Genomic DNA, 24,191 nt, shown 5'->3' on the forward strand with positions numbered 1-24,191 from the left:
TCACCAGGCCTTCCGCCCGGGGTTGAGGCGGTTCGAGGGGTCCAATCTGCGCTTCAACTCCGTCATCAGTGCAGCATTCACCGACGACGCCGAGCCCAAGGGCACTGGACCTTGGCGATGCACGAGCCCGATACCGATCTCAGCGATCCACCCGCCAGCAGACCTCGGCGCGCCTTCGGCTGTGTGGTGTCCGCCGCCAGCGGAAGTGTGCGCTCCCGAATCAACGAGCGTGCGCAGATCCGAGGGCCGCATCGATTCGCGGCCCTCATTCGGGATCGGCGGCGGACCGTCGGTCTCTGCGAATCCCAGCGGAGCGAGCTTGGCGGCCTCCGCTGCAACATCAGCAGGGTCGCCCTCGAGCAAGACCCACGTGCTTGAGCCATTCCACAGAATGCTGCTCGGCCGGTAGAGAAGCTGTTGCACGTCGAAAGGGTCGGCGTCGCCGGCCAGCCATTGCGAAGCGGCCGGTTTCGGCAATGTCCGCAGGATGACCTCGGCGAGCAGACCGAGACTTCCGAGCGAGCCCACCAACAAGCGGGGCAAGTCGTACCCGGACACGTTCTTGACCGTCGGCCCGCCCGCCGTCACCACCTTGCCGTCGGCGCCGACGTGGCGCGTCTGCAGCACGAGGTCACGCACATGGCCGTACCGCAGCCGGCGATGCCCGCTGAGCCCGCACGCCAGCACTCCCCCGACGGTGGCCGTGCCGCTCGCCGGATCGAACGGCACCATCTGCCTGCCGGGAGCGAGGTGCTCGGCGAGCTCGGCCACCGTGGTCCCGGCACCGCACCGCACCGTCATTTCCGACGGCTCGTGCTCCCACACCCCCGATGGCGCCCGAACCTCGCGACACTCCGCCGCCGGCGGTCCGCCGATATGCCAGTGGGTACGCCCGCCTACCACCGTCACCGGGCCGCTGGTGCCGATCTCGCAAGCGAACTCGGTGACCGCAGGCGCAATCGCGGCCGCGAGACTGCCGCTCATACCCACGCCCCTTCAGGCACGTGCTGGCGGAACGAATCGCTGCACCGCGAGCCCGACGGGATGACCTTCAGGGGATTGGCGAGACCGTCAGGATCGAACGCCTCGCGCACCAGATCTTGGGTGTACATGTCATGGGCGCCGAAGAGCATCCCCATGTAGTCCCGCTTCTCAAGGCCGATGCCGTGCTCGCCGCTGAGCACTCCGCCGGCTGCAATCGACGCTGCGACGATGTCACGGCCCGCGGCGTGCACCCGCTCGTCGACGCCTGGCTCTCGCCGGTCGAACGCCAAGATGGGGTGCAAGTTCCCGTCGCCGGCATGAAACACGTTGACAGCAATCAGGTCGTAGGCGTCCGCGATCCGATACACCTGCTCGAGCACCTCCACGAGACGAGAGCGAGGCACCACAGTGTCGTGGAGGTAGTAGTCGGGTTTGATCCGGGCAACAGCGCCGAAAGCGTTCTTGCGCCCCTTCCACAGGAGCGCTCGCTCGGCATCGTCGGCAGCGACCCGCACGTGACCGACATGGTGCGCCTCGGCCACTTCGCGCACAATCTCGACGCCTGCGGCAACCCCACCCGGCAGACCGTCGAGCTCAACCAGCAGGACCGCTGCCGCTTCGGTCGGGTAGCCGGCGTGTACGAAGGCCTCGACGATCTCGATGGCCCGCTGATCCATCATCTCCAATGCCGAGGGAACAAGTCCCGCAGCGATGATCGCTGACACGGCCGCCGCGCCTTCGCTGACGTCGTCGAAGTCGAGCAGCAGTGTTCTCACTGCCGGCGCATTGGGTGTGAGGCGGACCGCCGCCTTGGTCGCGATACCCATCGTGCCTTCCGAGCCCACGAACAGTCCCCGAAGGTCGTAACCGGGCGGCTCGGCGTCCACACCGCCGAGCATTGTGGTCTCGCCCGACGGCAGAACGACTTCAAGCGCAGCGATGTGCGCCGTCGTGACGCCATAGGCCAAACAGTGCGGGCCGCCAGAGTTATTGGCGATGTTGCCTCCGATCGAGCAGACCTGCTGGCTCGACGGATCGGGGGCGAAGTGAAAGCCGGACGGCGCAAGGGCCCGTGACAGGTCCAGATTGAGCACTCCGGGTTCCACCCACGCAATGCGGTTGTCGATGTCCACCTCGACAATCCGGTCCAGCTTGGCGGTCGCGATCACCACCGGAGCGCCGACGGGGACAGCTCCGCCTGCAAGACCGGTTCCCGAACCGCGAGCCAGAAACGGCCGGCTGTGGCGTCGACAGATCCGCACGATCTCAGCGACTTCGTCGCCGGTTGTCGGCAAGCAGACGATGGCCGGCGAGCTGCCCTCGATCGAGCCGTCGCGACGATACAACCCGCGCTCGAAGTCGTTGTCGCGTGCTCGATCGCCGAGCAGGGCACGCAGATCAGCGAGCAGCGCTGCATCAGCTGCGGGATTCCCAGACGTCCCGCTCGCCGGCGGAGACTGGCTGGTCACGGGTGCGACAGGCTCGGGAGCCACATTGTGACCGTACCGTAGGCTCGCCGCTGATGGCATCGGAGATACTGGCGAGTCCGCCGAGTCCGCCCAGCGGGAGCCCTCACGACGAAGCCAGAGAGTGGCTGTCGCTCGAGGACCCGCACGAACATCGCACCTGGCTCTTCGACGTGACGTTTCTCGCAAGCGCATGGACATGCATCTACGGTGCGGGCTGCCCTGGTACCGACGAACGGCCGGCGCCGGAGCGCGAACTCGGCTGCTGCACGCACGGCGCATACCTTGCCGATGACGACGATCTCGCGCATGTGCGCTTGATGATCTGCGAACTCGACGACGAGCTCTGGCAGCTTCGCCGCGAGCCCGGCGAAGCGTTGTGGCAGGACGACGACGGCTGGTGGCGCACCCGCGTGGTTGATGGAGCCTGCGTCTTCGCAAATCGGACTGGTCATCCCGCTGGCGCAGGCTGCGCCTTCCACCTCTTGGCGCAACGGACGGGCCGGCGGCCGATGGACACGAAGCCAGAGATTTGCTGGCAGGCACCCCTTCGACGCGAGGACCACGAGACGGTCACCGGGCACGTCTACACAATGGTGCGCGAATGGGAGCGACGCGACTGGGGCGGGCCCGACACTGACGTGTGGTGGTGGTGTACGTCATCATCACAGGCTCACGTCGGAGCAACGCCCGTATTCCGGGCACTCGCAAGCGAACTCGCGGCGATCTGCGGACTTGAGACCTACAACGCGCTGGCCGCGGTGCTCGATGTGCGGATCCGGCAGTCGGCACACAGTGAGCGACTGCTCGCGCACCCAGCAGTTCGCAGACGCGACTGACCAACCGCAACGAACGCTGCGACGCCGCTGCCGACGAGGTGTGCCGCGGCGATGGCGCTCGGTCAGGCGTTCTCGCGCTGCGAGACCTCTTCGTCGGCGTCGTGTACGAAATCGGCGTACTTGGCTTCGAGGTCGGAGTAGTCGTCGTACTTGTCGGCGAGATCGCCGTACTGATCGTCCTCCGTCGACTCCTCGTCATCGAACTCCACACCGAATCGGTCCGTGTTTTCGAAGTCGTAGTCCTCAACCGTGAATCGCTCCGCAGTGGCCCGCTGGAACTTGCGGGCTTCCTCGTAGCGGCGATGTCGACCCTTCTTCACCGGCTCGCTCCTCGTGCTCTACTGGGTGCTTCGCTTGGGGGCCTGATGTGCCCGCATCCCGTTTGCGCGGCGAATGGGGCACCCGTGGTCTACGAAGTGCCCCGCCACGATACCGCCCCACGGGGCTTGCTGCGTGGCAAAACTGATCGACTCAGGTCTGCTGCGGCACCCTCGGTTCGAGCTTCAAGCCGCCGTCGAGATCGAATGCCAGTGCCGCTTGGCCTGCGAGCAGCGACCGGATGCCGTCGCCCACCACTGCGGCCCGCCAGCCGCTTGCCAGACGTGAATCCCCATTGCCAGCAAGCAAGGCGGCAATGTCGGAACGGGTCGCGAGCAAGCTGCGATCGAGACCTTCCGATCGCGCCACCTCGTCCACCCAGGCGGCCACGAGCGGCACGGCTGGCTGCAGTGCTGCATCCACGTTCGGGCCAACGGCGAGCACCCCTGCGGGAATGTCGCCTGGCGCCATGTCGAGGCCCCGATGCACCTCGGCCACAATGCGCTCTCCGATCCCCGACCGCATCTGGCCGCCGTCGACACCCCGCAGGCCGCTGAGCTCGGCAACCGTTCGGGGACCGCGTTGCGCAATCGACAGCAGGGCCATGTCTGAGAGCACGAATCGCACAGGGAGGTCACGTTCGCTGGCCGTGCGCTCTCGCCACGCGGCCACGCGGTAGGCGACGGCGCGCTGGCTGCCCCTCAGCTGCCGGGCCCCCTTGATGCGCATCCAGGCTTGAGCCGGGTCCGGCGGCGGCGCGGGCGGCCGGCGCCACAGTTCGCACTCGTCGAGCGCCCATCGCCAACGTCCACGAGCCTCCAGGCGTGATCGGAGCTCATCGTGCAGCGCTAGCAGGTACGCCACGTCGTCGGCCGCATAGCGTCGCTGAGACGACCGCAGCGGGCGCTCGAACCAGTTGGCCATGCGGTTGCCTTTGGCCAGCCGCACGCCGCACAGCCTCTCTGACAGCACTCCGAGCGAGGGCGTGCTCATGCCCAGAAAGCCTGCTGCCACCTGTGTGTCGAACAGCTGCGATGGGATTTCTCCGCACTCCTGGACCAATATCTCGATGTCCTGCGCGCAGGCGTGCATGACGACTAGGACCTCGGCACGCAACACGGCTGCGAGCGATGACACGTCAACCGTCGTCGGGTCGATCAGCACGACGCGCTTGCCAAGTGCGATTTGCACAAGCGCGAGCTGGGGCCGATAGCTGCGCTCGCGGTGAAACTCTGTGTCGACTGCGATCCGGTCTGCCGCGAGCAGGTCATCTATCAACGCGTCGAAATTCGGCTGGGTGTCCACCCATTCGTTCTGGCTCATGCGCCCGCCTGAGCCGAATCGGCAGCCGATGAGCCGGCGCCCGGCGCGAGCGCCCCGCGTGCGGCGAGGATCTCCCCCGCCACGACCAGATCGTCAACGGTGTTGACGTTCAGCACGTCGCCAGCGGCCGCTGGCACCGTTGCGACGTCCAAGCCGCCTAGGACCGACGCTGGGCCTCGCGCACCGTCGCGGTAGCCCGCCCGCAGTACCCCGAGCACTGCCTGGCTGTAATACCCGATCAACGGTTCGATGCGATCACTGCGGGCCAGCACGACCGGCACGCCGGTCCGCGATGCTTGCTCGACGATTGTCGCCAGCAATTCCGTGGACACCGTGGGCACATCGGTCGGGCACACCAGGACATCTCCGTGGCGCTCGAGAACATCGATCAGAGCCGCGAGCGGACCCGCTCGCGGAACGCTGTCCGGTTCGGCGACGAGCGGCGTGGGCGCGGTACCGCCCTGGGCTATCACTGGATCGGCGCCCGCTGCTTTCAGCGCCGCGGCAACCCAGATGGCAAGCGGTTTGCCCGCCAGATCGAGCGTCGCCTTGTCGCTGCCCATTCGCTGCGAGGCGCCGCCGCACAGCACGACGCCGGTCGGCGGCGGCGGCGCATCGGACTCGGGCTTCCGCCCCCGGACGCCCTCGGGGCGCCGGCTGGCACCGCGGGTGTCGCGCCCGGCGGGGCTCACGCGGCAGGCCACTCACCTGTTGGGGGCGAACCGCCGGGATCCAGCTGGGCGAGGAATTGTGCGCAGCGTTCGGCCTCGTCGTGTTCGCCGATTGCAGCCGCCGCACGTCCGAGTCCCAGTAACGACCACAGGAATCCGCGATTGGTCGGTTCGGCCCAGCGCACATAACCGCTGCCTCGCCAACCAGCAGCTCGCAGGGCGTCGAGTCCTCGGTGATACCCGACCCGGCAATAGGCATACGCCTCGACGTGACGGCCCCCATCCGCGGCCGTGCGGCCGAGCTCGGCCCAGGCTTCGAGCAGGCGAGGCCACTGGGCCGCGACGTCGGCCAAGTTCTCACGTCGATCGGCTAGCGGCAGGCGCAAAGCTGCCGCCATTGACGCCGCAGCAACAGCTGGCGCTGGATCGAGAACGGTGGACGGGAGCCCGCCGGGTCGTAGATCGATCGGAGTCGATGCCATGGCGCGATGCTACCGAGCACTCAGCCGGCCCCCAGGAGCACTGGCCCTCAAGCCGGGCGGTGTCTGCGTACCCTCAACAGAGGTGGTCGGAGAGTGGCTCGACGTCGATCGGCTGAACATCGCGCTCGTGGGCGGCATCGCATCGCTTGCCGTCGCGGCGCTGGTCGCGTTGCGCTTGATTCGCAAGCTGGTGCTGGCAGTCTTCGTCGCGGTCGTGCTCGTGTGTGCTGCTGGCGTGCTGGCAGTGCAATGGACTGGACTGCGCAATTGTCGCGAGACCTGTACGTGCGAGGTGTTCGGACGCTGGGTGGACGTGCCCACCAACCCGCTGTGCGGACCGAACCGTCTCGATCCAGGTCGCATCGATGTGGACATTGACATCAGCACTCGAAGTGGGTCGAGGTGACCCCTGTCGGCGATCGTGGCTAGGGAACTCGCATCGCACGCAGGCTGTCGGTGGCGTGAGATTCCGGAGTTGAGCCTGACACGACCACAACCATGTCGCCTGAGCGCACGACTCCCGTGCGGGCTGCGGCCTGTACTGCTTCAAGCGCTGATTCCGCAGGCGTCAGCCGCTCGCCGAATACCAACGGCCGCGTGCCCCACGAAAGCGACAGCTGCATCGCAGTGCGGGGTTCGGGTGTGAGGCCCAGCAAGGGCATCGAGGGGCGGAAGCGGGCCGTGCTGCGCGCCGTGAAACCCGACCGGCTCAGGCAGATGATGGCCTCGGCGCCCAGCTCTGTGGCCAGCCGCGAGGCTGCCTGAGTGATGCCGTCGGTGACGAGCTGGTAGTCAGCAGCGCGGTCGTCAGGCGGCCGCAGCGACAGCAGCCGGGTCCACCACGCTTCATAGTCGAATCGCTCGTCGGCACGGCCAGTAATACGTGCCATCGTGCGCACCGCGTTCACCGGGTCGTGACCGATCGCCGTCTCGCCGCTGAGCATCACCGCAGACGTGCCGTCGAACACGGCATTGGCTATGTCTGAGGCCTCCGCACGTGTGGGCACCGGTGAGTGCAGGAGCGACTCGAGCATCTGCGTGGCGGTAATGGCTGGGCGCCCCTGGGCGACACAGGCCTCGATGATGTGTTTCTGCAAGTGCGGAAGATCCTCGATGTCGCACTCCGCGCCGAGATCCCCGCGCGCAACCATGACCGCCGACGATGCCTCGATGATGCCATCGAGGTTCTCGACTGCTGCGTTGGTCTCGATCTTCGCGACCAGCAGCGGTCCGCGGGGCACCGGTTCGACACCAAGGCGTCGCATGTCATGCGCCGAACGCACGAACGACAACGCGATCATGTCGGTGCCCAAGTCGATAAAGGTGTCGGTCAGCTTGAGGTCCTGCGGCGTCGGCGTACTGAGCCGCAGCTTGGACGAGTCGATGTGAAGCCCCGGCCGGCCCTCCAGATGCCCGCCGTGCAGGACGCGGGTCTTCAGCCCATTCGAAGCACGGTCCTCGACGACCAGCACCACGTTGCCGTCGCCGAACGAGAGCTGGTCGCCCGGTCCGACATCGGTCAGCAGCCCTTCGTAGTCGACGATAAGCCGGTCAGATGTGCTTGCGTCGCCTTCGATGCCGACGGACACCACAGCGTCCTGCGCGACCTCGCATCCTCCTTCGGCGAAGGGACGGCACCGCACCTTCGGGCCCGGCAGATCGACCAGGATGCCGACATGTCGCCCCGAGTCCTGTGAAACGGCGCGCAGCCGATGAAAGGTCTCGACCTGCTCGTCGAGCGTGCCATGTGCGAGGCCGAGGCGCCAGACATCCACGCCCGCTTCGATCATGGCCCGCATCGTCGCCTCGTCGTTGCAGGCCGGTCCGACGCTTGCGATTATCTTGGTTCGTCTTGCCATGTGCTTCCACGGTACCGCTGCACCGGTGACGCGAGGCCCGCGAATATGCCAAGACCGAAATCGACGCTGTGGCGCCGCGCCGATCGCCTCATAGCGTCAGCCCACGTGGAATTGGTCTTCGTACGCCATGGTCAGCCAGAGCGAGTCGTGCGCCACGACGGGCAGCCCGCCGATCCTGCACTGTCCGACATCGGTCGCCAGCAGGCCGCTGCGGTGGCCTCCTGGTTGGAAGAGATGCAGATCGACGCGCTGTACAGCAGCCCGATGCGACGTGCCCTACAAACAGCGGAAGCGATCGGCTCGACGACCGGCCTCGTGCCCATCGTACGCGACGGCCTCAGCGAGTTCGACCGCGATGCACCGGCGTACGTGCCGATGGAGGTGTTGAAGCAGACCGACCGTGACCGCTGGAACCAGCTGGCGAGCGGTTCGTTCGGCGACGCCGAGCGCACGGCGCTCTTCGTCGCAACGGTCACCGATGCCGTCGACGAGATTGTCGGCGCGCACCGCAGCGAGCGCGTTGCGGTGGCGTGCCACGGCGGTGTGGTGAACGCATACCTCGCCAAGTGCCTCGGTTTCGACAGCGAGAGCTTCTTGCGTTTCGATGTGGATTACACGTCGGTCACACGCGTGTTCGCGTCAGGCCACGGGCACCGCAGCGTCCTCTCGGTCAATGAGCGCACCCACCTGCGCGGACGCCCCGACCTGGCCATCGGCTTGTAGCCCGCACGCCTCGCTTCGGCCCCAGGGCTGCCCGCCGGCCTAGTTCAACTGGTCGAGCCGACTGCTGCGTCGAGAAACCGGGCGTCGAAGGCATCCCAAGGGAGCGGCCGTGGCAGCGGCTCGCCGTTGCTTTGCAGGTCGGCCACGATGTCATCCACCAGCACACGAATACAGCGGAGGCAGTCTGCCTCTGTCGGTGCGACGTGGCTCACAAGCAGGAACCCGTTGCACACGCCGATCCAGGCATCATCTTCATCCGACCACGACGCTCGATACTGGTACCGAGGTTCATTCATTGCTGGCCTCCATCGAGCCGCATATCAACGCTCATCGAGGCCATCCGCCGACGCAGCATCCCACAGTCGGCTCCCGGCTTGGTATTCAGCAACCTCTACGGAAGTCATCTCGTCGAGCGAATTCCGGACCAAGGACCACCACTCGTCGCGGCCGAGCAGATGCACGGGATCCGTCACCACACCCACCATCGTCGTCCTGCGTTGCTCAGCCATCCGGGCAATCTTGCCCCATCCTCTCGAGATTGACGCAGTCCGTTAGGTTGCCGTGATGCTCTCGTGGAACGAGATCAGGGTGCGCGCTGCCCAGTTCGCCGCGGACTGGGCCGACGCTTCCTATGAGAAGGGCGAGACGCAGACTTTCTATAACGAGTTCTTCGAAGTCTTCGGAAAGCGGCGACGCGACGTGGCCCGCTACGAGGAACATATCCGCAAGCTGGACAACACTCACGGCTTCATCGATCTGTTCTGGCCCGGACTGCTGCTTGTAGAGCAGAAGAGTCCTGGGCGCAGCTTGGTAGCTGCTGCGGAACAGGCGGGCACCTACTTTGACGCCATATCGGAGCGCGAACGGCCTCGCTATCAGCTCTTGTGCGACTTCAAGATGTTCGAGTTGCTGGATCGCGACACGCGTGAGGAGGTCCGGTTCTCGCTTGCCGATCTGCCGGATCAGGTCGAGAACTTCGCGTTCATCGTCGGGCAGAGGCGTCGGGCGCTTCGAGAAGAGGACCCGGTCAACATCGAGGCGTCGGAGCTGATGGGCCGGTTGCACGACGCGCTCGACGAGTCCGGCTATCGGGGCGAGGACCTTGAGCGTTTTCTGGTGCGCATGGTGTTCTGCATGTTCGCCGACGATTCGGGGATCTTCCCCCGCCAGGACATGTTCCTGTATCTCGTGGAGGACCGCACCTCCGTTGATGGTGCTGATCTGGGCCTGTGGCTCACGCGGCTGTTCGAAGTGCTCAACACGCCGACTAAGCGGCGGCAGCTCAAGCTGGACGAGGACTTGGCCAAGTTCCCCTATGTGAACGGCGAGCTGTTCGCTGAGCGGCTGTCGACCCCTGACTTCGACGCCGAGATGCGCACCGCGCTGGTGGACGCGTGCCGGTTCAACTGGTCCAAGACATCGCCCGCGATCTTCGGCGCGCTGTTCCAGTCGGTGATGGAGCCGATCGAGCGCCGTTCCCAAGGCGCTCACTACACCACCGAGCAGAACATCCTTCGGGTGATCGAACCGCTGTTTCTCGACGACCTGCGAGCAGAGTTCGACGCCCTCGCAGCCAAGCACAGTGGCGACGTCGTGGCCGAGCTCTACCGGTTCAGGGACCGGCTCGGCGAGCTGCGCTTCTTCGATCCGGGGTGCGGCTGCGGCAACTTCTTGATCATCGCGTACCGAGAACTCCGACTGCTCGAGATCGACATCCTCGACGAGATAGCGGCACGCACCCGATTGTCAGCCCAGCAGATCATGCCATTCGAAGTGAAATCGGTGATCGACGTCGACCAGTTCCACGGCATCGAGATCAGCGAGTTCCCGGCGCGCATCGCCGCCACCTCGCTGTGGATGATGGACCACCTCATGAACCGGGAGCTCGCCAACACCTTCGGCGAGCCCTACGTGCGCATCCCGCTCGAGAAATCGCCCCACATCGAAGTCGGCGACGCACTGGAGCTCGACTGGACAGCGTTCCTGCCGCCTACCGAATGCTCATACGTGTTCGGCAACCCGCCGTTCATCGGCGCCAAGTACCAGAGCACCGAACAGCGAGCACAGGTGCGCCGCATCGCCCAACTCGGCGGCAGCGGCGGAACGCTCGACTACGTGACCGCATGGTTCATCCGCGCCGCCGAATACGTCCGCCAAGCCGACACCGGAACCGGCCTGGGCCAACGACCGCCGCGGATCGGGTTCGTCGCGACCAACTCGATCACCCAAGGCGAACAGGTCGCACAATTCTGGCCGATCATCTTCGAGCGGAGCAACCTGGAGATCTCATACGCGCACCGAACATTCGCATGGGGCTCCGACGCCCGAGGCAAAGCACACGTGCATGTGACCATCCTCGGCCTCGACCCAGCCGAGCACACCCCACCGGACCGGCCGCTCTACACCTACACCGACATCAACGGCGAACCCCTCGTCGGCACCTGCAAGATCATCACGCCCTACCTGCTCGACGGCACGAGGCTCAAGAACCCACATCGCCTCGTCGAGGAAGAGAGCCGGCCAATCAACGGGTTGCGACGGCTGCTGACCGGCTCCCAACCGATCGATGGCGGCCACTACATCTTCAAGAGCGAGCAGCGAGCCAACTTCCTGAACAAAGAACCCGCCGCCGAGCCATTCATGCTGCCGTACGTCGGCGCACGCGAGTACCTCCAAGGCGGCGATCGCTGGATCCTCGCGCTACACGAGGTGCCGCCTAACGTGCTGTCGAACCTGCCGCTGGTTCAAGAGCGCATCAAGGCCGTACGCGAATACCGGCAAGCCAGCCAGCGAACATCCACCCGCCAACTAGCTCAGACACCCAGAGAGTGGCAGATCAACCTGCTGCCAATGCATCCCTTCCTGGTACTCCCCGAAGTGAGTTCGGAACGGCGGTCGTATGTGCCCATCGGCTGGCTCGAACCGCCGACGATCCCCAGCAACCTGCTCAAGGTACTGATGGACGCGTCCCTCGCCGAATTCGGCCTTTTGTGTTCGGCCATGCACATGGCCTGGGTACGTGCCGTCGCTGGCCGAATGAAGAGCGACTACCGCTACTCGGTCGGTGTCGTTTACAACACCTTCCCCGTGCCCCAAGGCTTCAGTGACAGCAGCACGTCAGCGAAACTCGACGCCCCGGCTCAGGCAGTGCTCGACGCGCGCACAGCGCACCCCGACGCCACGCTCGCCGAGATCTACGACCCCGACCTCATGCCGACCGATCTACGCAAAGCACACCGCGACCTCGACCGAGCCGTCGACCGCCTCTACCGAGGCCGGCCCGCCTTCAAGTCCGAATCAGAGCGTCTGCAACATCTCTTCGGCCTCTATGAGCAGATGACCGGCACCCTCCGCCCCTGATCCCAAGAGCGAAGACTGCGCTACCCACCGTTTCAGCGGACGTAACGGGGACCCGATTTCGGCAAGCCCCGTGACCGCTGCGCGCCGCCGATCCGGGGTCACCATTCTCCCTCCGCGAGGTCCTTGAACATTGCTGGCCCTTCGTCTTTTGTTGGGATGAGGGTGGGTTGAGGGTCCGCTCGTAAGGGTCGAGGCCCTGGGGGGATCGGTGTTTGCGACGCCGAACCCTGGAGGGCCTCGATGGCGAGTGATGTTATGTCGGTGCGGCTGTGGCTGTGGCGCATCAAAGTGGAGGGGATCGTCGTCGACGCGCCCGAGCGGCTGGTGGTGCGGGTGTGCTCGACGGTTCGCCGCCCCGGATGCCCCGATTGCGGGACCCCGAGCGGGAAGGTTCATGACCGCCGTGACTACAAGATCCGCGACTTGGAGGTGTCGGGGCGGCCGGTGACGCTGGTGTGGGATCGCCGGCGACGGCAGAGGTGCCGGGTGCTGCTGGTCGATGAGACCTCGATCCGCAAGCGGCACCGCTACGTGACGGTGATCGTCAACGGCGACACCGGCGAGGTGCTCGCCATGGTGGCCCACCGCGATGCCCAGGCGCTGTCGGGGTTTTGGCCGCGCAAGGGCCCCGATGGTGCAAAGCCGTGAAGGTCGTGGTGTGCGACGGCTCGGCGGCGTACAAGGCCGCGATCGAGGTGCGGCTCGGCCACGCCCGCCATGTGCTGGACCGGTACCGGGTCATCAGATGGTTCGCGGCGGGGCTCACCGCGGTGCGCCGCGACATCCAGCGCCGACCCGAGGGCTCAGTGCCCGCGTTCGACCGCGACGTGTCCAGGTCCGGGTTCTTGCTGATGCGCCGACCCGACAAGCTCGACCCGGCCGACCACAACCGGCTCGACAAGCTGTTCGCTGCCCACCCCAGGCTGCGCACCGCGTGGGAAGCGCTCGCCGAGCTGCACAACCTGTACCTCGCCGACGACAGCAACGGCGCGCTCGAGGCGCTGGACAGGTTCGCGGACATCTACTGCACCGCGCGGATCCCAGAGTTCAGCGACACCGTCGACACCTTCCTCGCATGGCACGACCAGATCCTCGACTGGCACCACGCCGGGCGGCCCCCCAACGGCCGCATCGACCGAACCAACAACCTGCTCCAGGTCCTGCGCCGCAAAGCCCACGGCTTCACCAACTACACCAACTTCGAAGCCCGCGGACTTCTCCTAACATGAACACCGCCGAGCCCAGCAGCCCGAATCCCAAAAAAAGACGAAGGCTCCGAAAATCAGCGACCGGTTAGCATACCTGATCGTATAGGGGCTCTTCGCGTTTTGGCGGCTCTTCGCGTTTTAGCGTGGGGTGAGGGTGTCGAGCAGGCTCCAGTCAGGCTTCCCCGCATGTAGCAGGAGTCCCACGGCGTCCAGGGAACCCGCTTTGAATCGCATGGCGCGACGTTCCCTCGACCGTGGTCAATTCAGCTGGGCCCAGAGGCGCACTGCTGCGTTGTTGAGGTGTTCGGCATCGCTGCCGCCGAACCGTTCCGCTGCTGCTTCCAGGGTCCGGGCACCCTCGTCGGGCCGTCCCAGCGTTGCCAGCGCCTGACCCAGCCGCATGAATTCGTCGAGCGGGCAACCGGGCAGCCGCGTCAGGAGTTCCAGCACAGCCACCAGCGACGGCGCATCGGGTTGACGAATATGCAGCGTCCGCAGGTTGTTCAGCATTCGCAGCAAGATCCCCCCCGGCGGTGTCGGCTGGAGGAACGAAGCGTCGAAGGGCTGCCGTGGCTCGAAGCGGGTGAACATCTCCACAGCACCAGCGTGGTCGATAAAGCGGCCGTCGAAGGCATCAATGAAGATCTCCGGAGCCGGGGTGCCGACCAGGAAATGGCCCGGCATGCCGACACCGTGCAGCACGACACCGGCGCGGCGAGCCACTTCGATCGTGACCACAGCCAGCGTGATCGGTATCCCCAGCCGCCGCGAGACCACGAGGTCGAGGTAGCTGTTCGCCGGATCTGCGAAGCGGCCCCGATTGGGGCCGAACCCTTCGTCGTCGAAGAGCAGCTCGACGACGGCGTTCGGCGTGGGCTCGCGGACCGCTGCACCGAGACGGTCCAGCTCGGCCAACGCCGCAGCTTCGTCGACCCCCTCTGGTCGGCAATGGGCTGCGATGCTCAGCGCCGCCCGGTCGAGCGGCACCGGTTCGCTGACCGCCCACGTGGCAAAAGCATCTGCTGGCGACGGATGGTCGCCCTCGGGATCGGTTGCCCCAGTCTCGCCATCAGACATCGACACGACGGTACCGGCGGCACTGCACTGCCTGGCGGCGATACTTGCGCTGTGACGTCGCATCATCCGTACCTGGACGAACCGGGTCCAGTGCCGATCGCCCACCGCGGCGGCAGTGCCGTGTGGCCGCAGAACACCATGGCCGCATTTGAGGGCGCGGTCGGCCTCGGCTATCGCTACCTCGAGACTGATGTGCAGGCGACGTCTGATGGAGTGCTCGCTGTCTTTCACGACGATGCGCTTTCGCCGACCTCGGACCGCAAGGGGCACATCTCGGAGATGACCTGGGCCGAAGTGTCACAGGCCCGTGTCAGCGGCGAGCCCATCCCCCGACTCGAGGAGCTGCTTGACGCATTCGACGATGTGCGCATCAGCATCGATCCCAAGACCGATGCCGCCGTTGAACCGTTGATCGAGGCGCTGAGACGGCCAGGCGTGCTCGACCGGGTGTGTGTGGGCTCATTCTCCGACGCCAGGTTGGCTCGCATCCATGAGGCCTTCGGAGACTCAGTCTGCTTGAGCTTCAGCCCACGTGAGATCGCCCGCCTCGCGGCGCTCAGCGGCGTGGGCTTTCCTGCCAATGCGAGCCTGAGACCTCGGCTCGGGTCGCGGAGCCGACTGCTGCAGAGGCGTCCGTTCCGTGGACGCATCGCTTCGATCCCGCTGCGGCGGGGCCCCATCCAGCTCGCGACCCGCCGCCTGGTCGACTATGCGCACCGGGCAGGGCTGACCGTGCACGTGTGGACCATCGACGATCCCGCCGAGATGGACCGCCTGCTCGACATCGGTGTCGACGGCATCATGACCGACGAGCCGAGAGTTCTGCTCGAGGTCATGGCAGAGCGGGAAGACAGGCCCGAGGGCGGCGAAGGGATTGGGCCATGAGAGTCGGTTCATGAGGTTCGAGCGATGAGCTTGGGGACATGAGCGTCGGCACGATCGATCCAGCTGTCGTTGACGAGCTCATCGAAATCGTGGGCCGGGCGCACGTCCTGTGCGATCCAGAGATCACTGCGTCCTATTGCATCGACTGGACCCGCCGCTTCGTGGGCTCAACGCAGTTGGTAGCGCGACCCGCCGACACCGCTGAAACCGCCGCAGTGATGGCCGTGCTTGCAGACGCGCGCATCGCCGTCGTGCCCCAAGGCGGGAATACCGGACTCGTGGGCGGCAGCGTGCCGCTCGCGGGCGAAGCCGTGCTGTCGTTGCGGCGTCTGGACATCTGCGAGCCAGCAGACGAGCTTGCGTCCCAGGTGACGGTGGGCGCAGGGGTCACGCTGGCCGACGCCCAATCGCACGTTGCAGCGGCCGGACTCAGCATCGGTGTGGACCTCGCAGCGCGCGACTCGGCAACGATCGGCGGCATGGTTGCCACCAATGCCGGAGGCATAAACGTGCTGCGGTACGGCGCCATGCGTGCCCAAGTCGTCGGCATCGAAGCAGTGCTCGCCAACGGCACGATCGTGAGCCACCTTGCTGGTCTGGAGAAGGACAACACCGGCTACGACCTCGCAAGCCTGCTGGCGGGCAGCGAAGGCACGCTGGGCGTCATCACGCGGGCGCGGCTGCGCTTGCACCCTCAACAGCGCGAGCGCGCGACCGCCCTGTTGGCCCTCGAGACTGCCCAGGACGCTGTCGTCGCCGCTGCGGCACTGCGCCGGAGCGTCGGCTCGCTGCACGCGCTGGAAGCCGTATTCGACACGGCGATGGCGCTCGTGTCGGCCCACTTGGGCGTCATCCCTCCCGTCGGCAGCCTTGCCAGCGGCTACAGCGGTGCCGCGTGGCTGATCGCCGAGGCTGCTGCACGCACCGATCCCAGCGAAGAGCTCGGCACTGCGGTGGACGAACTCGCCGATCTCGTCGTCGATGCCGCTGTGGCGCTCGACCCTGCTGCACGCCAGCGGCTGTGGGCATTCCGCGAAAACGTCACCGAAGCGATTTCGGCGGCCGGCATTCCTCACAAGCTGGACGTCACACTGCCAGCGGCTCGTCTCGCCGAATTTGTGGACGGCGTCCCCCACGTCGTCCGTGCGGCCGACCCCGACGCCCAGCCGCTGCTGTTCGGCCACCTCGGTGACGGCAACGTGCACGTCAACGTGCTGGGACCAGGCGGGGCTGAGCCCGCCGAAGAGGTGGACGATGCAGTGCTGCGGTACGTGGCCGAACTCGGCGGGAGCATCTCGGCCGAGCACGGCATCGGCACTGCCAAGCTCGGACACCTGCACCTCAACCGCACCGAGGCCGAGCTGGCGGCATTCAGAGCCATCAAGCGAGCGCTCGACCCGGAGGGTTTGCTCAATCCCGGGGTGCTGCTGCCCTGACCCACAGCACAGCGCGGACCAGTCAGTTCGGACGCATGTATCGCTGGTCGGGTCTACCGTTCGACCCATGAGCCGATCCCGTCCGCAGGTTCCGTTCGCCACCCGCTACGCCCGCAGCGGCATGGTGTGCAGCGTCGACCACCTCGCAAGCGAAGCCGGAGTGTCGCTGCTGCGTGCCGGCGGCTCAGCGGCCGACGCTGCGGTGGCCGCCTCCGCCGTGCTTGCGGTCACTACGCAGCACATGTGCGGCATGGGCGGCGACCTGTGGGCGCTGGTCCATCACGCTGACGGCGAGGCCCCCGCCGCGCTCAATGCCAGCGGTCGGGCCGGAAGCGGCGCTGACCCCGACGCGCTACGCGCCGAGGGTCGAAAGCGGATGCGCTTCCACTCCGACATCCGCAGTGTCCCAGTGCCCGGATGCGTTGACGGGTGGGTGAGCTTGCACGAACGGTTCGGGCGAGCGCCCCTGGCGGAGGTGCTGGCTCCTGCTATCGACCTCGCGAGCGGAGGCTTTCCCCTCTCGCCCCATGGCGCGGCCGCGGCTTCACTGCTCGACGGCATTGCGAACTCCGAGGACTACTCGCCACAGAGCCAGCCAGGAGAGATCATTGCCCGATCCGGCGTCGCCGAAGCGCTGCTGGGGATCACCGAAGGCGGCCGGGAGGCCCACTACGAAGGCGACTTTGGGCGGGACCTCATCGAGCTGGGCTCCGGTGAGTTCACTGCGGCGGACTTGGCCCGCTCGCAAGCCGACTGGGTGACGCCACTGAGTGTGAGTGCGTGGGACCACAGCGTGTGGACCGTGCCGCCGAACTCGCAGGGCTACCTGACCCTTGCCGGCGCCTGGATCGCCGCGGGACTGGACCTGCCATCGGATCCGGACGATCCGCTCTTCGCCCACCTGTTGGCCGAGGCAGCCAAGCAGGCAGGATGGGATCGGCCCGCGGTGCTTTCAGACACCGCTGACGGCGCCGCGTTGGTTGCGCCCGACCGGCTCGCTCCGCTCCGCTCCGCGATCTCGCCTGACACCGTGGCTCCGCTCGGCGCCGGGACCGGGGTTGGAGACACGATGTACCTAGCGGCGGTGGACGCCGACCGCATGGGCGTCTCGCTGATCCAGTCGAATGCGGGGGGCTGGGGTGTGGGCCTGTGGACCCCGACCCACCGGATCAGCCTGCACAACCGGGGCATCGGCTTCAATCTCACGGAGGGCCATCCCGCGCAGTACGGGCCGAGGCGGCGCCCGCCGCACACGCTCGCTCCCGCAATCGTCCAGCGCGCAGACGGCTCCCTGCGCTCGGTAGTGGGGACCATGGGAGGCGATGCCCAGCCGCAGGTGCTGCTGCAGGTGCTGGCCCGCTCGCTGTGTCTCGACTCCGATCCGGCGGCGTCGATCGGTTCCGGCCGCTGGCGCTGGGGAGCGGCCGAGGGAACAGGGTTTGATACGTGGGCCGACCCCGGCAACCTCGAACTGCGGATCGAAGGCCATGCGGCGTGGGCGAGCGCCGACGGGGTCGCCAACCTGAGCCGGCGCGGCCACCGGGTCGGCACCGACGGCCCGCACGACAACTCCTACGGGCATGCGCACCTCATCGAGGTGCACGACGGCGTGCTTTCCGGGGCGTCGGATCCCCGAGCGCTCACGGGCGCGACCGCTGGCTACTGATCTTCCCCTGTCGAGGGCACCGCCTCGAGGATCCAGCGGCCGCATTCGTCGGTCTCGAAATACTGGCCGACAGCCAGCTCGACTCTGCGGCCGAAGGCGTCGTCGAAATAGGTCGTGACCACCGATCGCAACGATCCACTCAAGTCCGAGGTGACGGCGAAATAGCAAGCGGCGCCAGCGCCACGCGTCACGTACCGACCCGGTGCCAGATCAGTGCCCACGAGAGACATGCCGTCGCGTATCACGAACGTCGTCGGAGCGCTCGCGTCCAACGACGCAAAATCAGGAGGTTCATCGGCAGTGGCGGCCCCTGCGACGACGGTCTCGGTGGATTGCGTCTGGATGCGCTGCATCCACAGTGCCGTCGCCGTGACACCCAGCAGCACGCCCAATCCGAACACCATCAGCATTCGCAACGCACGGTTGCGGTCATGCACGCCATTCGAGGCTACGCGGCCCTCGCGGTGGCCGCAGCAACGCCCGTCTTGACAGCCGCTGAAACCCCATTGGGCATGATGTCACCGAGGCATTGACGCCATCGCGCCCGCTACATCACAGGGACCGGACAGCTGACGGATCTCATGGACAGGTCGCGCACGCCGAGAGACAGGATCTCCGTCGCCGCAGGCGCGCTCCCACGAGCCTGCGCCACACGCCGTTGTTTCGTCGCGGCCGGTGTCGCCACGCTCGCGGCTCTGCTGGCGATTTCGCCCACTGGGTCTGCCGCAGGTGGCGAGACATCGCCTGACGCGCAAGTTGGCTCCGCTGATTCGGTGCGTGTCGATTTCGCTCGGGCCGCACTCGACATCGGTGTCGCCTACTTCTTCGCACACAGCCGAGTCGAGCCGAACCTGAATGGCATCTCGATTTCCGAGGTGCCTCCCCAGCCCACGAGCGACCATCCCTTGGTGTCCCGGCTCGTTGCGCACGCCAGCCGCCGGGACCTCTCGACCGTCGATGCATTCGAGAGCCACCTCGCCGCCATGCTGAACGACAAGATTCCTTGCATCGTCGGTGGACTCGCTCCGGAGGCGTATTCTGCCCTTGGGTAAGTTCGCTCCTGCCGCCCTCGCTCGATCCGGCGCCTTACGGCGCGCCAAGCTGCCGCGCAGATGCGTCACCGCAGGAGCCAACCGAATCAACCCTGCCAAGTCACCGCCCTGTGGGTCGCTGCGGCCATCGTTGCCGACGCACCGGATATCCGGTTGGCAACTGCTGGGTTCTGGCTCGATGGCGACACCGTGGTGCATCTGGGGTCTCTGGCCCGACACGCTGCGCGGAGAGGATGCCAAGCCGCTGCGGCCATGTCGAGGAATAGCCACACAGCGCTGCCAGCGAGCCTCGTGTTCTGGAATCAAGCGACCGTGCTCGCGATAAGCGCACGAGTTCGGATTGGCCGTGGACTTCAACTGCGGGACGTCGGGCGTCGGCATCACACGAACGAGTCGCTGTTTCAAATGGCTCGCGGCGAATGCACATAGCTACGGCTTGTACAACCTGCTGTCAGAGCCTTGGCATTGGTCCACGACGGGCCGCTGAGCGGTGTTCGACCGCCGTGGGCTATAGGCGAAGCGGCTCGGCCACCTCGAGTCGGGAAGGGCCGAGCGACCGGGCAATGAACAAGGCTGCGTAGGTGCGGTCACGCAGGTCTGCGGCTTCCAATGCGTGGGTGGGATAGCTCGCTACGCCCATCGAGAGCGTGACGCCGGTGTGGTATGACCGTGCGGCTACCTCGCGGCGAACCCGATCGGCGGCCCAGACCGCTCCGCCGTTAGGCGTGTCGTCGAGGATGGCGGCCAGGACCCCGTCGGTGCAGTGGCAGACGCTGTCGGACTCACGCAGCGTGCCTCGCACCAAGCGGGCTGCGAGCCGCTGCGCCACGCGGGCCTGCGTGCTGCTGAGCTGCTCGAATCCGTCCACTTCGAAGAGCACAATCGACAGAGGCTGCAGGGCTCGCCGGGCCAGCGCCAGTTTCCGCTCGAGCAGGACCGCGAAGACGCGCACGTCCGGAAGCCCTGTGACGGGTTCCAGCACAGAGTCGAGTACGCCGGGGGTCGAGCCCCCGGCGCCATGGCGAGCCATGGCGCGCAAGGGTGCCACTGTCGAGCGCTCCGCACAATCCCGAGCTTCGAACTCACGGAATTGGCGCCGATCCGCACTGGCTTCATCACCGCATCCAATGGGCGCCTCCGCACTAACGTCGGCACCATGCGAATCGCACGGCATCTTGTGGACGGCCAACCAGCTCTGGCCCTCGTGACCGACGAAGGATTGGCAACGCTGGAGAGCGACCACACCGATCTGCCATCGCTCCTGAACGCTGCGGAAGGCGATCTGATCTCAGCGGTCGAGGCAATGGCTACGGGGCCCGTGAGGACGCTCGACGACGCTCAATTGCTCTCGCCAGTGGGAAGGCCGCCTGCGATTCTTGCCGTTGGATTGAACTACGGGGCACACGCCGCTGAAGGAGGTCGCGAGCCTCCCTCGGTGCCCATCATCTTCAACAAGCACCACAACTGCATTGTCGGACCGGGTGCGGCGATTCATCTCCCGGCCGCGGCGCCGAACATGGTCGACTACGAAGGCGAGCTGGCCGTTGTCATCGGACGCTCAGCCCGGGCTGTGTCAGCGGCCGATGCCGCGGATTACATCGCCGGCTACACGATCATGAACGATGTCAGCGTGCGCGACTGGCAGCGTGCAAGCCCGACGATGACGATGGGCAAGTCGTGGGATACCCACGGACCGTGCGGCCCGTGGATCGTGACCAGTGACTCGATCGACCCTCACTCGTGCCGATTGGTCACCGAGGTAAGCGGCGAGGTCCGCCAGGACGCCAAGACCGACGATCTCATCTTCGATTGCTACCAAGTCGTCGAGCACCTCTCGACTGCGTTCACGCTCGACCCAGGCACGATCATTTCCACGGGCACGCCCGCGGGTGTCGGCCTGTTCTTCGATCCGCCACGTCTGCTGAGTGCAGGCGACGAGGTGTCGATCACCATAGAAGGCATCGGCACGCTGACGAACCCGGTGATCGCGGAGCCGGGCGCGTAGCGGCAGGGCCACCGATGCGGTCGACCACGGACGCGCCGAGCACACACCCCGCCAGAGCGGCTGACGTGGCGCAGCGCTTCGAATTCGAGTTCGAGCTGGACTCGGGCCGATCGCTGGGCCGTGTCGGCGGCAAGGGAACACTCGGGCCAGCGCTGTACGACGGCGCCCACATCTGGCGGGCTCAGGACACCCCCGATGGCCCTGCAACGCTGCGCATCACGCGCTCAGGTCGCGCCGCCGACGCAGCGGCGTGGGGTCCAGGCGCGCACGCCGCAATTTCCGGGGTCCCGGATCTCCTGGGAGCGCGCGACGACCCGGCAGCACTCGTTCCTGCGCATCGCGTCGTCGCCGAATGGGCCCGCCGCTGGCCTCGACGCAGGCTCACCGCGACCCGCAGTATTTGGGAGCACGTCATCCCGACCGTGTGCGGTCAGAAGGTGCCCGGGCTGAACGCGCGCAATGCATGGCAGGGGATCCTGCGCCGCTGGGGACGAAACCCTCCAGGCCCCGCACCAGCGTCGCTGCGACTCCCGCCCGACGCCGGCATGGTGGCCTCGCTGGCCTACCACGAGTTTCACCGATTCGACGTGGAGCGCCGCCGAGCCGAGGCGATCATCGAGTTCGCGCGCCGGGCGCGCACGCTCGAAGGCGTCGCCCGGCTCGATCCAGCGACGGCAAGAAGCCGGTTGCAGGCGGTGCGGGGCATCGGCGGTTGGACGGCATCGATCGTGGTGCTGCTGTGCCACGGCGACCCGGACTCGGTGATCGTCGGCGACTACCAGATACCCAGCTTCGTCACCTGGTACCTCGCAGGCGAACGACGCGGCGATGACTCTCGGATGCTGGAGCTGCTCGAGCCCTATCGCGGCCAGCGGGCCCGGGTCCAGGCCCTGGCAAAGTCTGCCGGTGCTCCCCCGCGCCACGGGCCGCGCATGTCCCTCCAGGATCTGCAGGGACGTTGAGCACGGGCTGGCGGACCTGCAGGAACGTTGAGCATCCCAACCGCTGCCGCGGGGACGGACTATCCGAGCAAACTCATTGGGATGTCGACCACCTTCGCGCGCAGGTATTCGCCGAGCGCCTTGGCCTGCGGATCCTGGCGTGTCGACGCTGCCACGCCCTCTTCGAGCAACCCGTGGAAGATGAAGTTGAGGCTCAAGATGTTCGGCAGGTCGTAGCGGTCGACCCGATGCTGGGATGCCTCGGGCATCAGCTCTGCAAGCTGCTCGGTCGTCAAGAAGTCCGACAGCCACCAGTACGCCTCCGCCGAGCGGGCGAAGATGCCCAGATTCGCGTTCGGTCCCTTATCTCCCGAACGCGTGCCGAACAGCGTGCCCAGCGGCGCCGCACGCTTCGGCCCCGGCCGAACGTCGACGCGTGAAGGCGAAACAACGTCGAACGGCTCGAAGGGGACCTCGGGCGGTGTGCTGTCCACCACCGCGAGCCTGCCATCGACCACGACCTCCATCGGCACCAGCGTGGCGTCAACCAGGGCGGGCCAGTAGACGCCGAAGGGCTGTCCCGGTCCCGGCCCGCCACCGGTGCCGAACATGCCGGGAATCGAGCACAGTCCGATCTCGGTGCCCGCATTGGAGAACGCTCGGCCGACCTTGCGCTCGTCGGGGTCCTTCACGATGATCTTGTAGACGGCGACTGCTTCCTCGTTCGTGGCTGGGTCGGCCTTGTGCGTCGGCAGGAACTTGCGCACCACCGTCTCGTAGTCCTCGGGGCCGTACGGGCAGGCGTGCCAGAATTGCCGCTCGATCAGCTCGGCTTTCGCCTCGATATCGAGTCCCGTCAACCCGATCGAGATCTGGTTTCGGTAGCCCCCCTGATAGTTCATGGCCACCTTGAGCGTGGGGGGCGCCGGTTCGCCCCGCACCCCGCTGATCCGCACTCGATCAGGGCCGGTTTGGTTCAGGTCGATCGAGTCGAAGCGGCTGACGACATCAGGATTCATGTAGCGCTCGCTTTGAATCTCATACAGCAACTGCGAGGTCACGGTTCCGATCGAGACCTCGCCCCCAGTGCCTGAGTGCTTTCCGATCACGCTGGAGCCGTCGGCGGCGACCTCCGCCCACGGGAAGCCGGGGTACGTCATGTCGGCGATCTCGGTGAAGAAACTGTAGTTGCCGCCGGTGACCTGCCCACCGCACTCGATGACGTGCCCGGCCACGATGGCGCCGGCGAGCGCATCCCAGTCGTCTCGGGCCCAGCCGTGATGCCACGCTGCCGGCCCGGCGACCACGGCGGCGTCGGTCGCGCGCCCGGTGATAACGATGTCGGCCCCCTGGTTCAGCGCCTCAACGATCCCCCAGCAGCCGATGTAGGCGTTCGCAGTGACAATTCGCTCTGCCAGGTCGCCGAGAGGCTGGCCGGTGTCGAGATGGGCGAAGTCGTTGCCGGCGGCGATCACGTCGCCGAGCCGATCCGTGAGGTCATCGCCGGCCACGTACGCGATCGAAGGGTTGAGCCCGAAGCGATCTGCCACCTCGTGAACCGCGTCCGCGCAACCAGCCGGGTTCAGGCCGCCGGCGTTCGAGACGACCTTGATGCCGGAGTCCAAACAGGTGCCCATGACCTGCTCCATCTGGGTCACAAACGTGCGGGCGTATCCGGCTCCGGGCCGTTTAGCGGCGATGCGCGACAGGATCAGCATGGTCAGTTCGGCCAGCCAGTCGCCCGTCAAGGCGTCGATCGGACCGCCCGAGACCATCTCGGACGCGGCCGAGAGCCGATCGCCGAAGAAGCCGCTGCAGTTGGCGATCCGGATCGGGGGTGCGGTGCTCGTGCTCATGAATCCTCGGCTTGGGTAGGAACCGGGCCACAGTACTGCC

The 24,191-nt window shown here is 66.6% G+C and carries 22 protein-coding genes and 1 pseudogene; 11 read left to right on the plus strand and 12 right to left on the minus strand.

Annotation, left to right across the window (positions count from 1 at the left end):
- Nucleotides 1-984: an FAD-binding protein gene (locus tag ACQY5K_RS02945; protein WP_428119907.1), complete on the minus strand. Its 984-nt coding sequence runs from the start codon at nt 982-984 to the stop codon at nt 1-3.
- On the minus strand, nt 981-2,453 hold the full coding sequence (locus ACQY5K_RS02950; RefSeq protein WP_419920313.1) for an FAD-linked oxidase C-terminal domain-containing protein: 1,473 nt from the start codon (nt 2,451-2,453) through the stop codon (nt 981-983). Before ACQY5K_RS02950 ends, ACQY5K_RS02945 begins: the two co-directional genes overlap by 4 nt.
- A gap of 53 nt (nt 2,454-2,506) precedes the next feature.
- On the opposite strand from ACQY5K_RS02950, the gene ACQY5K_RS02955 reads away from it, so the two are divergent.
- Nucleotides 2,507-3,289, plus strand: a complete 783-nt coding sequence (locus tag ACQY5K_RS02955) for a hypothetical protein (protein ID WP_428119909.1) — start codon at nt 2,507-2,509, stop codon at nt 3,287-3,289.
- A gap of 62 nt (nt 3,290-3,351) precedes the next feature.
- On the opposite strand, the gene ACQY5K_RS02960 is transcribed toward ACQY5K_RS02955, so the two are convergent.
- The 4 genes from ACQY5K_RS02960 to ACQY5K_RS02975 all read right to left on the minus strand — a co-directional run bounded on the left by ACQY5K_RS02960 (nt 3,352) and on the right by ACQY5K_RS02975 (nt 6,083).
- Nucleotides 3,352-3,609 (minus strand): hypothetical protein, encoded by a 258-nt coding sequence (locus ACQY5K_RS02960; protein ID WP_428119911.1) that lies wholly within the window; start codon nt 3,607-3,609, stop codon nt 3,352-3,354.
- A gap of 151 nt (nt 3,610-3,760) precedes the next feature.
- Nucleotides 3,761-4,930 (minus strand): ribonuclease D, encoded by a 1,170-nt coding sequence (locus ACQY5K_RS02965; RefSeq protein WP_428119913.1) that lies wholly within the window; start codon nt 4,928-4,930, stop codon nt 3,761-3,763.
- A complete protein-coding gene (gene mobA, locus ACQY5K_RS02970; protein WP_428119915.1) occupies nt 4,927-5,622 on the minus strand; it encodes a molybdenum cofactor guanylyltransferase in 696 nt (231 codons plus the stop codon). Before mobA ends, ACQY5K_RS02965 begins: the two co-directional genes overlap by 4 nt.
- Nucleotides 5,619-6,083, minus strand: coding sequence for a DUF3151 family protein (locus ACQY5K_RS02975; RefSeq protein ID WP_428119917.1), 465 nt, complete (start codon nt 6,081-6,083; stop codon nt 5,619-5,621). Before ACQY5K_RS02975 ends, mobA begins: the two co-directional genes overlap by 4 nt.
- A gap of 82 nt (nt 6,084-6,165) precedes the next feature.
- Between ACQY5K_RS02975 and ACQY5K_RS02980 the strand changes: the two genes are divergently transcribed.
- The gene (locus ACQY5K_RS02980) at nt 6,166-6,489 is read left to right on the plus strand and encodes a hypothetical protein (RefSeq protein ID WP_428119919.1); all 324 of its coding nucleotides are present in this window, start codon (nt 6,166-6,168) and stop codon (nt 6,487-6,489) included.
- A 19-nt stretch (nt 6,490-6,508) separates the two neighbouring features.
- Here ACQY5K_RS02980 and pyk read toward each other — a convergent pair whose 3' ends face one another.
- Nucleotides 6,509-7,942 (minus strand): pyruvate kinase, encoded by a 1,434-nt coding sequence (pyk, locus tag ACQY5K_RS02985; RefSeq protein WP_428119921.1) that lies wholly within the window; start codon nt 7,940-7,942, stop codon nt 6,509-6,511.
- A 105-nt stretch (nt 7,943-8,047) separates the two neighbouring features.
- Here pyk and ACQY5K_RS02990 point away from each other — a divergent pair, with 105 nt between their 5' ends.
- Complete coding sequence (locus ACQY5K_RS02990; RefSeq protein ID WP_428119923.1) at nt 8,048-8,665, plus strand: histidine phosphatase family protein; 618 nt, start codon at nt 8,048-8,050, stop codon at nt 8,663-8,665.
- A 320-nt stretch (nt 8,666-8,985) separates the two neighbouring features.
- Here ACQY5K_RS02990 and ACQY5K_RS02995 read toward each other — a convergent pair whose 3' ends face one another.
- On the minus strand, nt 8,986-9,174 hold the full coding sequence (locus ACQY5K_RS02995) for a hypothetical protein (protein WP_428119925.1): 189 nt from the start codon (nt 9,172-9,174) through the stop codon (nt 8,986-8,988).
- Between the two features lie 55 nt (nt 9,175-9,229).
- Between ACQY5K_RS02995 and ACQY5K_RS03000 the strand changes: the two genes are divergently transcribed.
- Together ACQY5K_RS03000 and ACQY5K_RS03005 are read left to right on the plus strand one after the other, a co-directional pair.
- Complete coding sequence (locus tag ACQY5K_RS03000; RefSeq protein ID WP_428119927.1) at nt 9,230-12,025, plus strand: DNA methyltransferase; 2,796 nt, start codon at nt 9,230-9,232, stop codon at nt 12,023-12,025.
- A gap of 255 nt (nt 12,026-12,280) precedes the next feature.
- Nucleotides 12,281-13,254, plus strand: a pseudogene (locus tag ACQY5K_RS03005) (transposase).
- Nucleotides 13,255-13,491: 237 nt separating this feature from the next.
- Here ACQY5K_RS03005 and ACQY5K_RS03010 read toward each other — a convergent pair.
- Complete coding sequence (locus ACQY5K_RS03010; protein ID WP_428119929.1) at nt 13,492-14,310, minus strand: SirB1 family protein; 819 nt, start codon at nt 14,308-14,310, stop codon at nt 13,492-13,494.
- Nucleotides 14,311-14,361: 51 nt separating this feature from the next.
- Here ACQY5K_RS03010 and ACQY5K_RS03015 point away from each other — a divergent pair, with 51 nt between their 5' ends.
- The 3 genes from ACQY5K_RS03015 to ACQY5K_RS03025 all read left to right on the plus strand — a co-directional run bounded on the left by ACQY5K_RS03015 (nt 14,362) and on the right by ACQY5K_RS03025 (nt 18,297).
- Nucleotides 14,362-15,195, plus strand: a complete 834-nt coding sequence (locus ACQY5K_RS03015; protein ID WP_428119931.1) for a glycerophosphodiester phosphodiesterase — start codon at nt 14,362-14,364, stop codon at nt 15,193-15,195.
- Nucleotides 15,196-15,233: 38 nt separating this feature from the next.
- Nucleotides 15,234-16,631, plus strand: coding sequence for an FAD-binding oxidoreductase (locus ACQY5K_RS03020; protein ID WP_428119933.1), 1,398 nt, complete (start codon nt 15,234-15,236; stop codon nt 16,629-16,631).
- A 67-nt stretch (nt 16,632-16,698) separates the two neighbouring features.
- Complete coding sequence (locus ACQY5K_RS03025; protein ID WP_428119935.1) at nt 16,699-18,297, plus strand: gamma-glutamyltransferase; 1,599 nt, start codon at nt 16,699-16,701, stop codon at nt 18,295-18,297.
- Here ACQY5K_RS03025 and ACQY5K_RS03030 read toward each other — a convergent pair.
- On the minus strand, nt 18,291-18,734 hold the full coding sequence (locus tag ACQY5K_RS03030; RefSeq protein WP_428119937.1) for a hypothetical protein: 444 nt from the start codon (nt 18,732-18,734) through the stop codon (nt 18,291-18,293). The genes ACQY5K_RS03025 and ACQY5K_RS03030 overlap by 7 nt on opposite strands.
- Nucleotides 18,735-19,070: 336 nt before the next feature.
- Here ACQY5K_RS03030 and ACQY5K_RS03035 point away from each other — a divergent pair, with 336 nt between their 5' ends.
- On the plus strand, nt 19,071-19,349 hold the full coding sequence (locus ACQY5K_RS03035) for a hypothetical protein (protein ID WP_428119939.1): 279 nt from the start codon (nt 19,071-19,073) through the stop codon (nt 19,347-19,349).
- 508 nt (nt 19,350-19,857) lie between these two features.
- On the opposite strand, the gene ACQY5K_RS03040 is transcribed toward ACQY5K_RS03035, so the two are convergent.
- The gene (locus tag ACQY5K_RS03040) at nt 19,858-20,379 is read right to left on the minus strand and encodes a GGDEF domain-containing protein (protein ID WP_428119941.1); all 522 of its coding nucleotides are present in this window, start codon (nt 20,377-20,379) and stop codon (nt 19,858-19,860) included.
- Nucleotides 20,380-20,505: 126 nt separating this feature from the next.
- Between ACQY5K_RS03040 and ACQY5K_RS03045 the strand changes: the two genes are divergently transcribed.
- Together ACQY5K_RS03045 and ACQY5K_RS03050 are read left to right on the plus strand one after the other, a co-directional pair.
- Nucleotides 20,506-21,354: a fumarylacetoacetate hydrolase family protein gene (locus ACQY5K_RS03045; RefSeq protein WP_428119943.1), complete on the plus strand. Its 849-nt coding sequence runs from the start codon at nt 20,506-20,508 to the stop codon at nt 21,352-21,354.
- A gap of 14 nt (nt 21,355-21,368) precedes the next feature.
- On the plus strand, nt 21,369-22,316 hold the full coding sequence (locus ACQY5K_RS03050) for a DNA-3-methyladenine glycosylase family protein (protein WP_428119945.1): 948 nt from the start codon (nt 21,369-21,371) through the stop codon (nt 22,314-22,316).
- Nucleotides 22,317-22,375: 59 nt separating this feature from the next.
- Here ACQY5K_RS03050 and ACQY5K_RS03055 read toward each other — a convergent pair whose 3' ends face one another.
- The gene (locus ACQY5K_RS03055) at nt 22,376-24,151 is read right to left on the minus strand and encodes an acyclic terpene utilization AtuA family protein (RefSeq protein WP_428119947.1); all 1,776 of its coding nucleotides are present in this window, start codon (nt 24,149-24,151) and stop codon (nt 22,376-22,378) included.
- Nucleotides 24,152-24,191: the final 40 nt, after the last annotated feature.

Source organism: Candidatus Poriferisodalis sp. (genome assembly GCF_965262965.1).
GTDB lineage: Bacteria > Actinomycetota > Acidimicrobiia > Acidimicrobiales > Poriferisodalaceae > Poriferisodalis.

Coding starts and splice junctions, on each gene's coding strand:
- ACQY5K_RS02945 (WP_428119907.1), bottom strand. CDS start 984: ATGAGCGGCAGTCTCGCGGCCGCGATTGCGCCTGCGGTCACCGAGTTC.
- ACQY5K_RS02955 (WP_428119909.1), top strand. CDS start 2,507: ATGGCATCGGAGATACTGGCGAGTCCGCCGAGTCCGCCCAGCGGGAGC.
- ACQY5K_RS02965 (WP_428119913.1), bottom strand. CDS start 4,930: ATGAGCCAGAACGAATGGGTGGACACCCAGCCGAATTTCGACGCGTTG.
- ACQY5K_RS02975 (WP_428119917.1), bottom strand. CDS start 6,083: ATGGCATCGACTCCGATCGATCTACGACCCGGCGGGCTCCCGTCCACC.
- pyk (WP_428119921.1), bottom strand. CDS start 7,942: ATGGCAAGACGAACCAAGATAATCGCAAGCGTCGGACCGGCCTGCAAC.
- ACQY5K_RS02995 (WP_428119925.1), bottom strand. CDS start 9,174: ATGGCTGAGCAACGCAGGACGACGATGGTGGGTGTGGTGACGGATCCC.
- ACQY5K_RS03000 (WP_428119927.1), top strand. CDS start 9,230: ATGCTCTCGTGGAACGAGATCAGGGTGCGCGCTGCCCAGTTCGCCGCG.
- ACQY5K_RS03010 (WP_428119929.1), bottom strand. CDS start 14,310: ATGTCTGATGGCGAGACTGGGGCAACCGATCCCGAGGGCGACCATCCG.
- ACQY5K_RS03020 (WP_428119933.1), top strand. CDS start 15,234: ATGAGCGTCGGCACGATCGATCCAGCTGTCGTTGACGAGCTCATCGAA.
- ACQY5K_RS03025 (WP_428119935.1), top strand. CDS start 16,699: ATGAGCCGATCCCGTCCGCAGGTTCCGTTCGCCACCCGCTACGCCCGC.
- ACQY5K_RS03040 (WP_428119941.1), bottom strand. CDS start 20,379: ATGGCTCGCCATGGCGCCGGGGGCTCGACCCCCGGCGTACTCGACTCT.
- ACQY5K_RS03045 (WP_428119943.1), top strand. CDS start 20,506: ATGCGAATCGCACGGCATCTTGTGGACGGCCAACCAGCTCTGGCCCTC.
- ACQY5K_RS03050 (WP_428119945.1), top strand. CDS start 21,369: ATGCGGTCGACCACGGACGCGCCGAGCACACACCCCGCCAGAGCGGCT.
- ACQY5K_RS03055 (WP_428119947.1), bottom strand. CDS start 24,151: ATGAGCACGAGCACCGCACCCCCGATCCGGATCGCCAACTGCAGCGGC.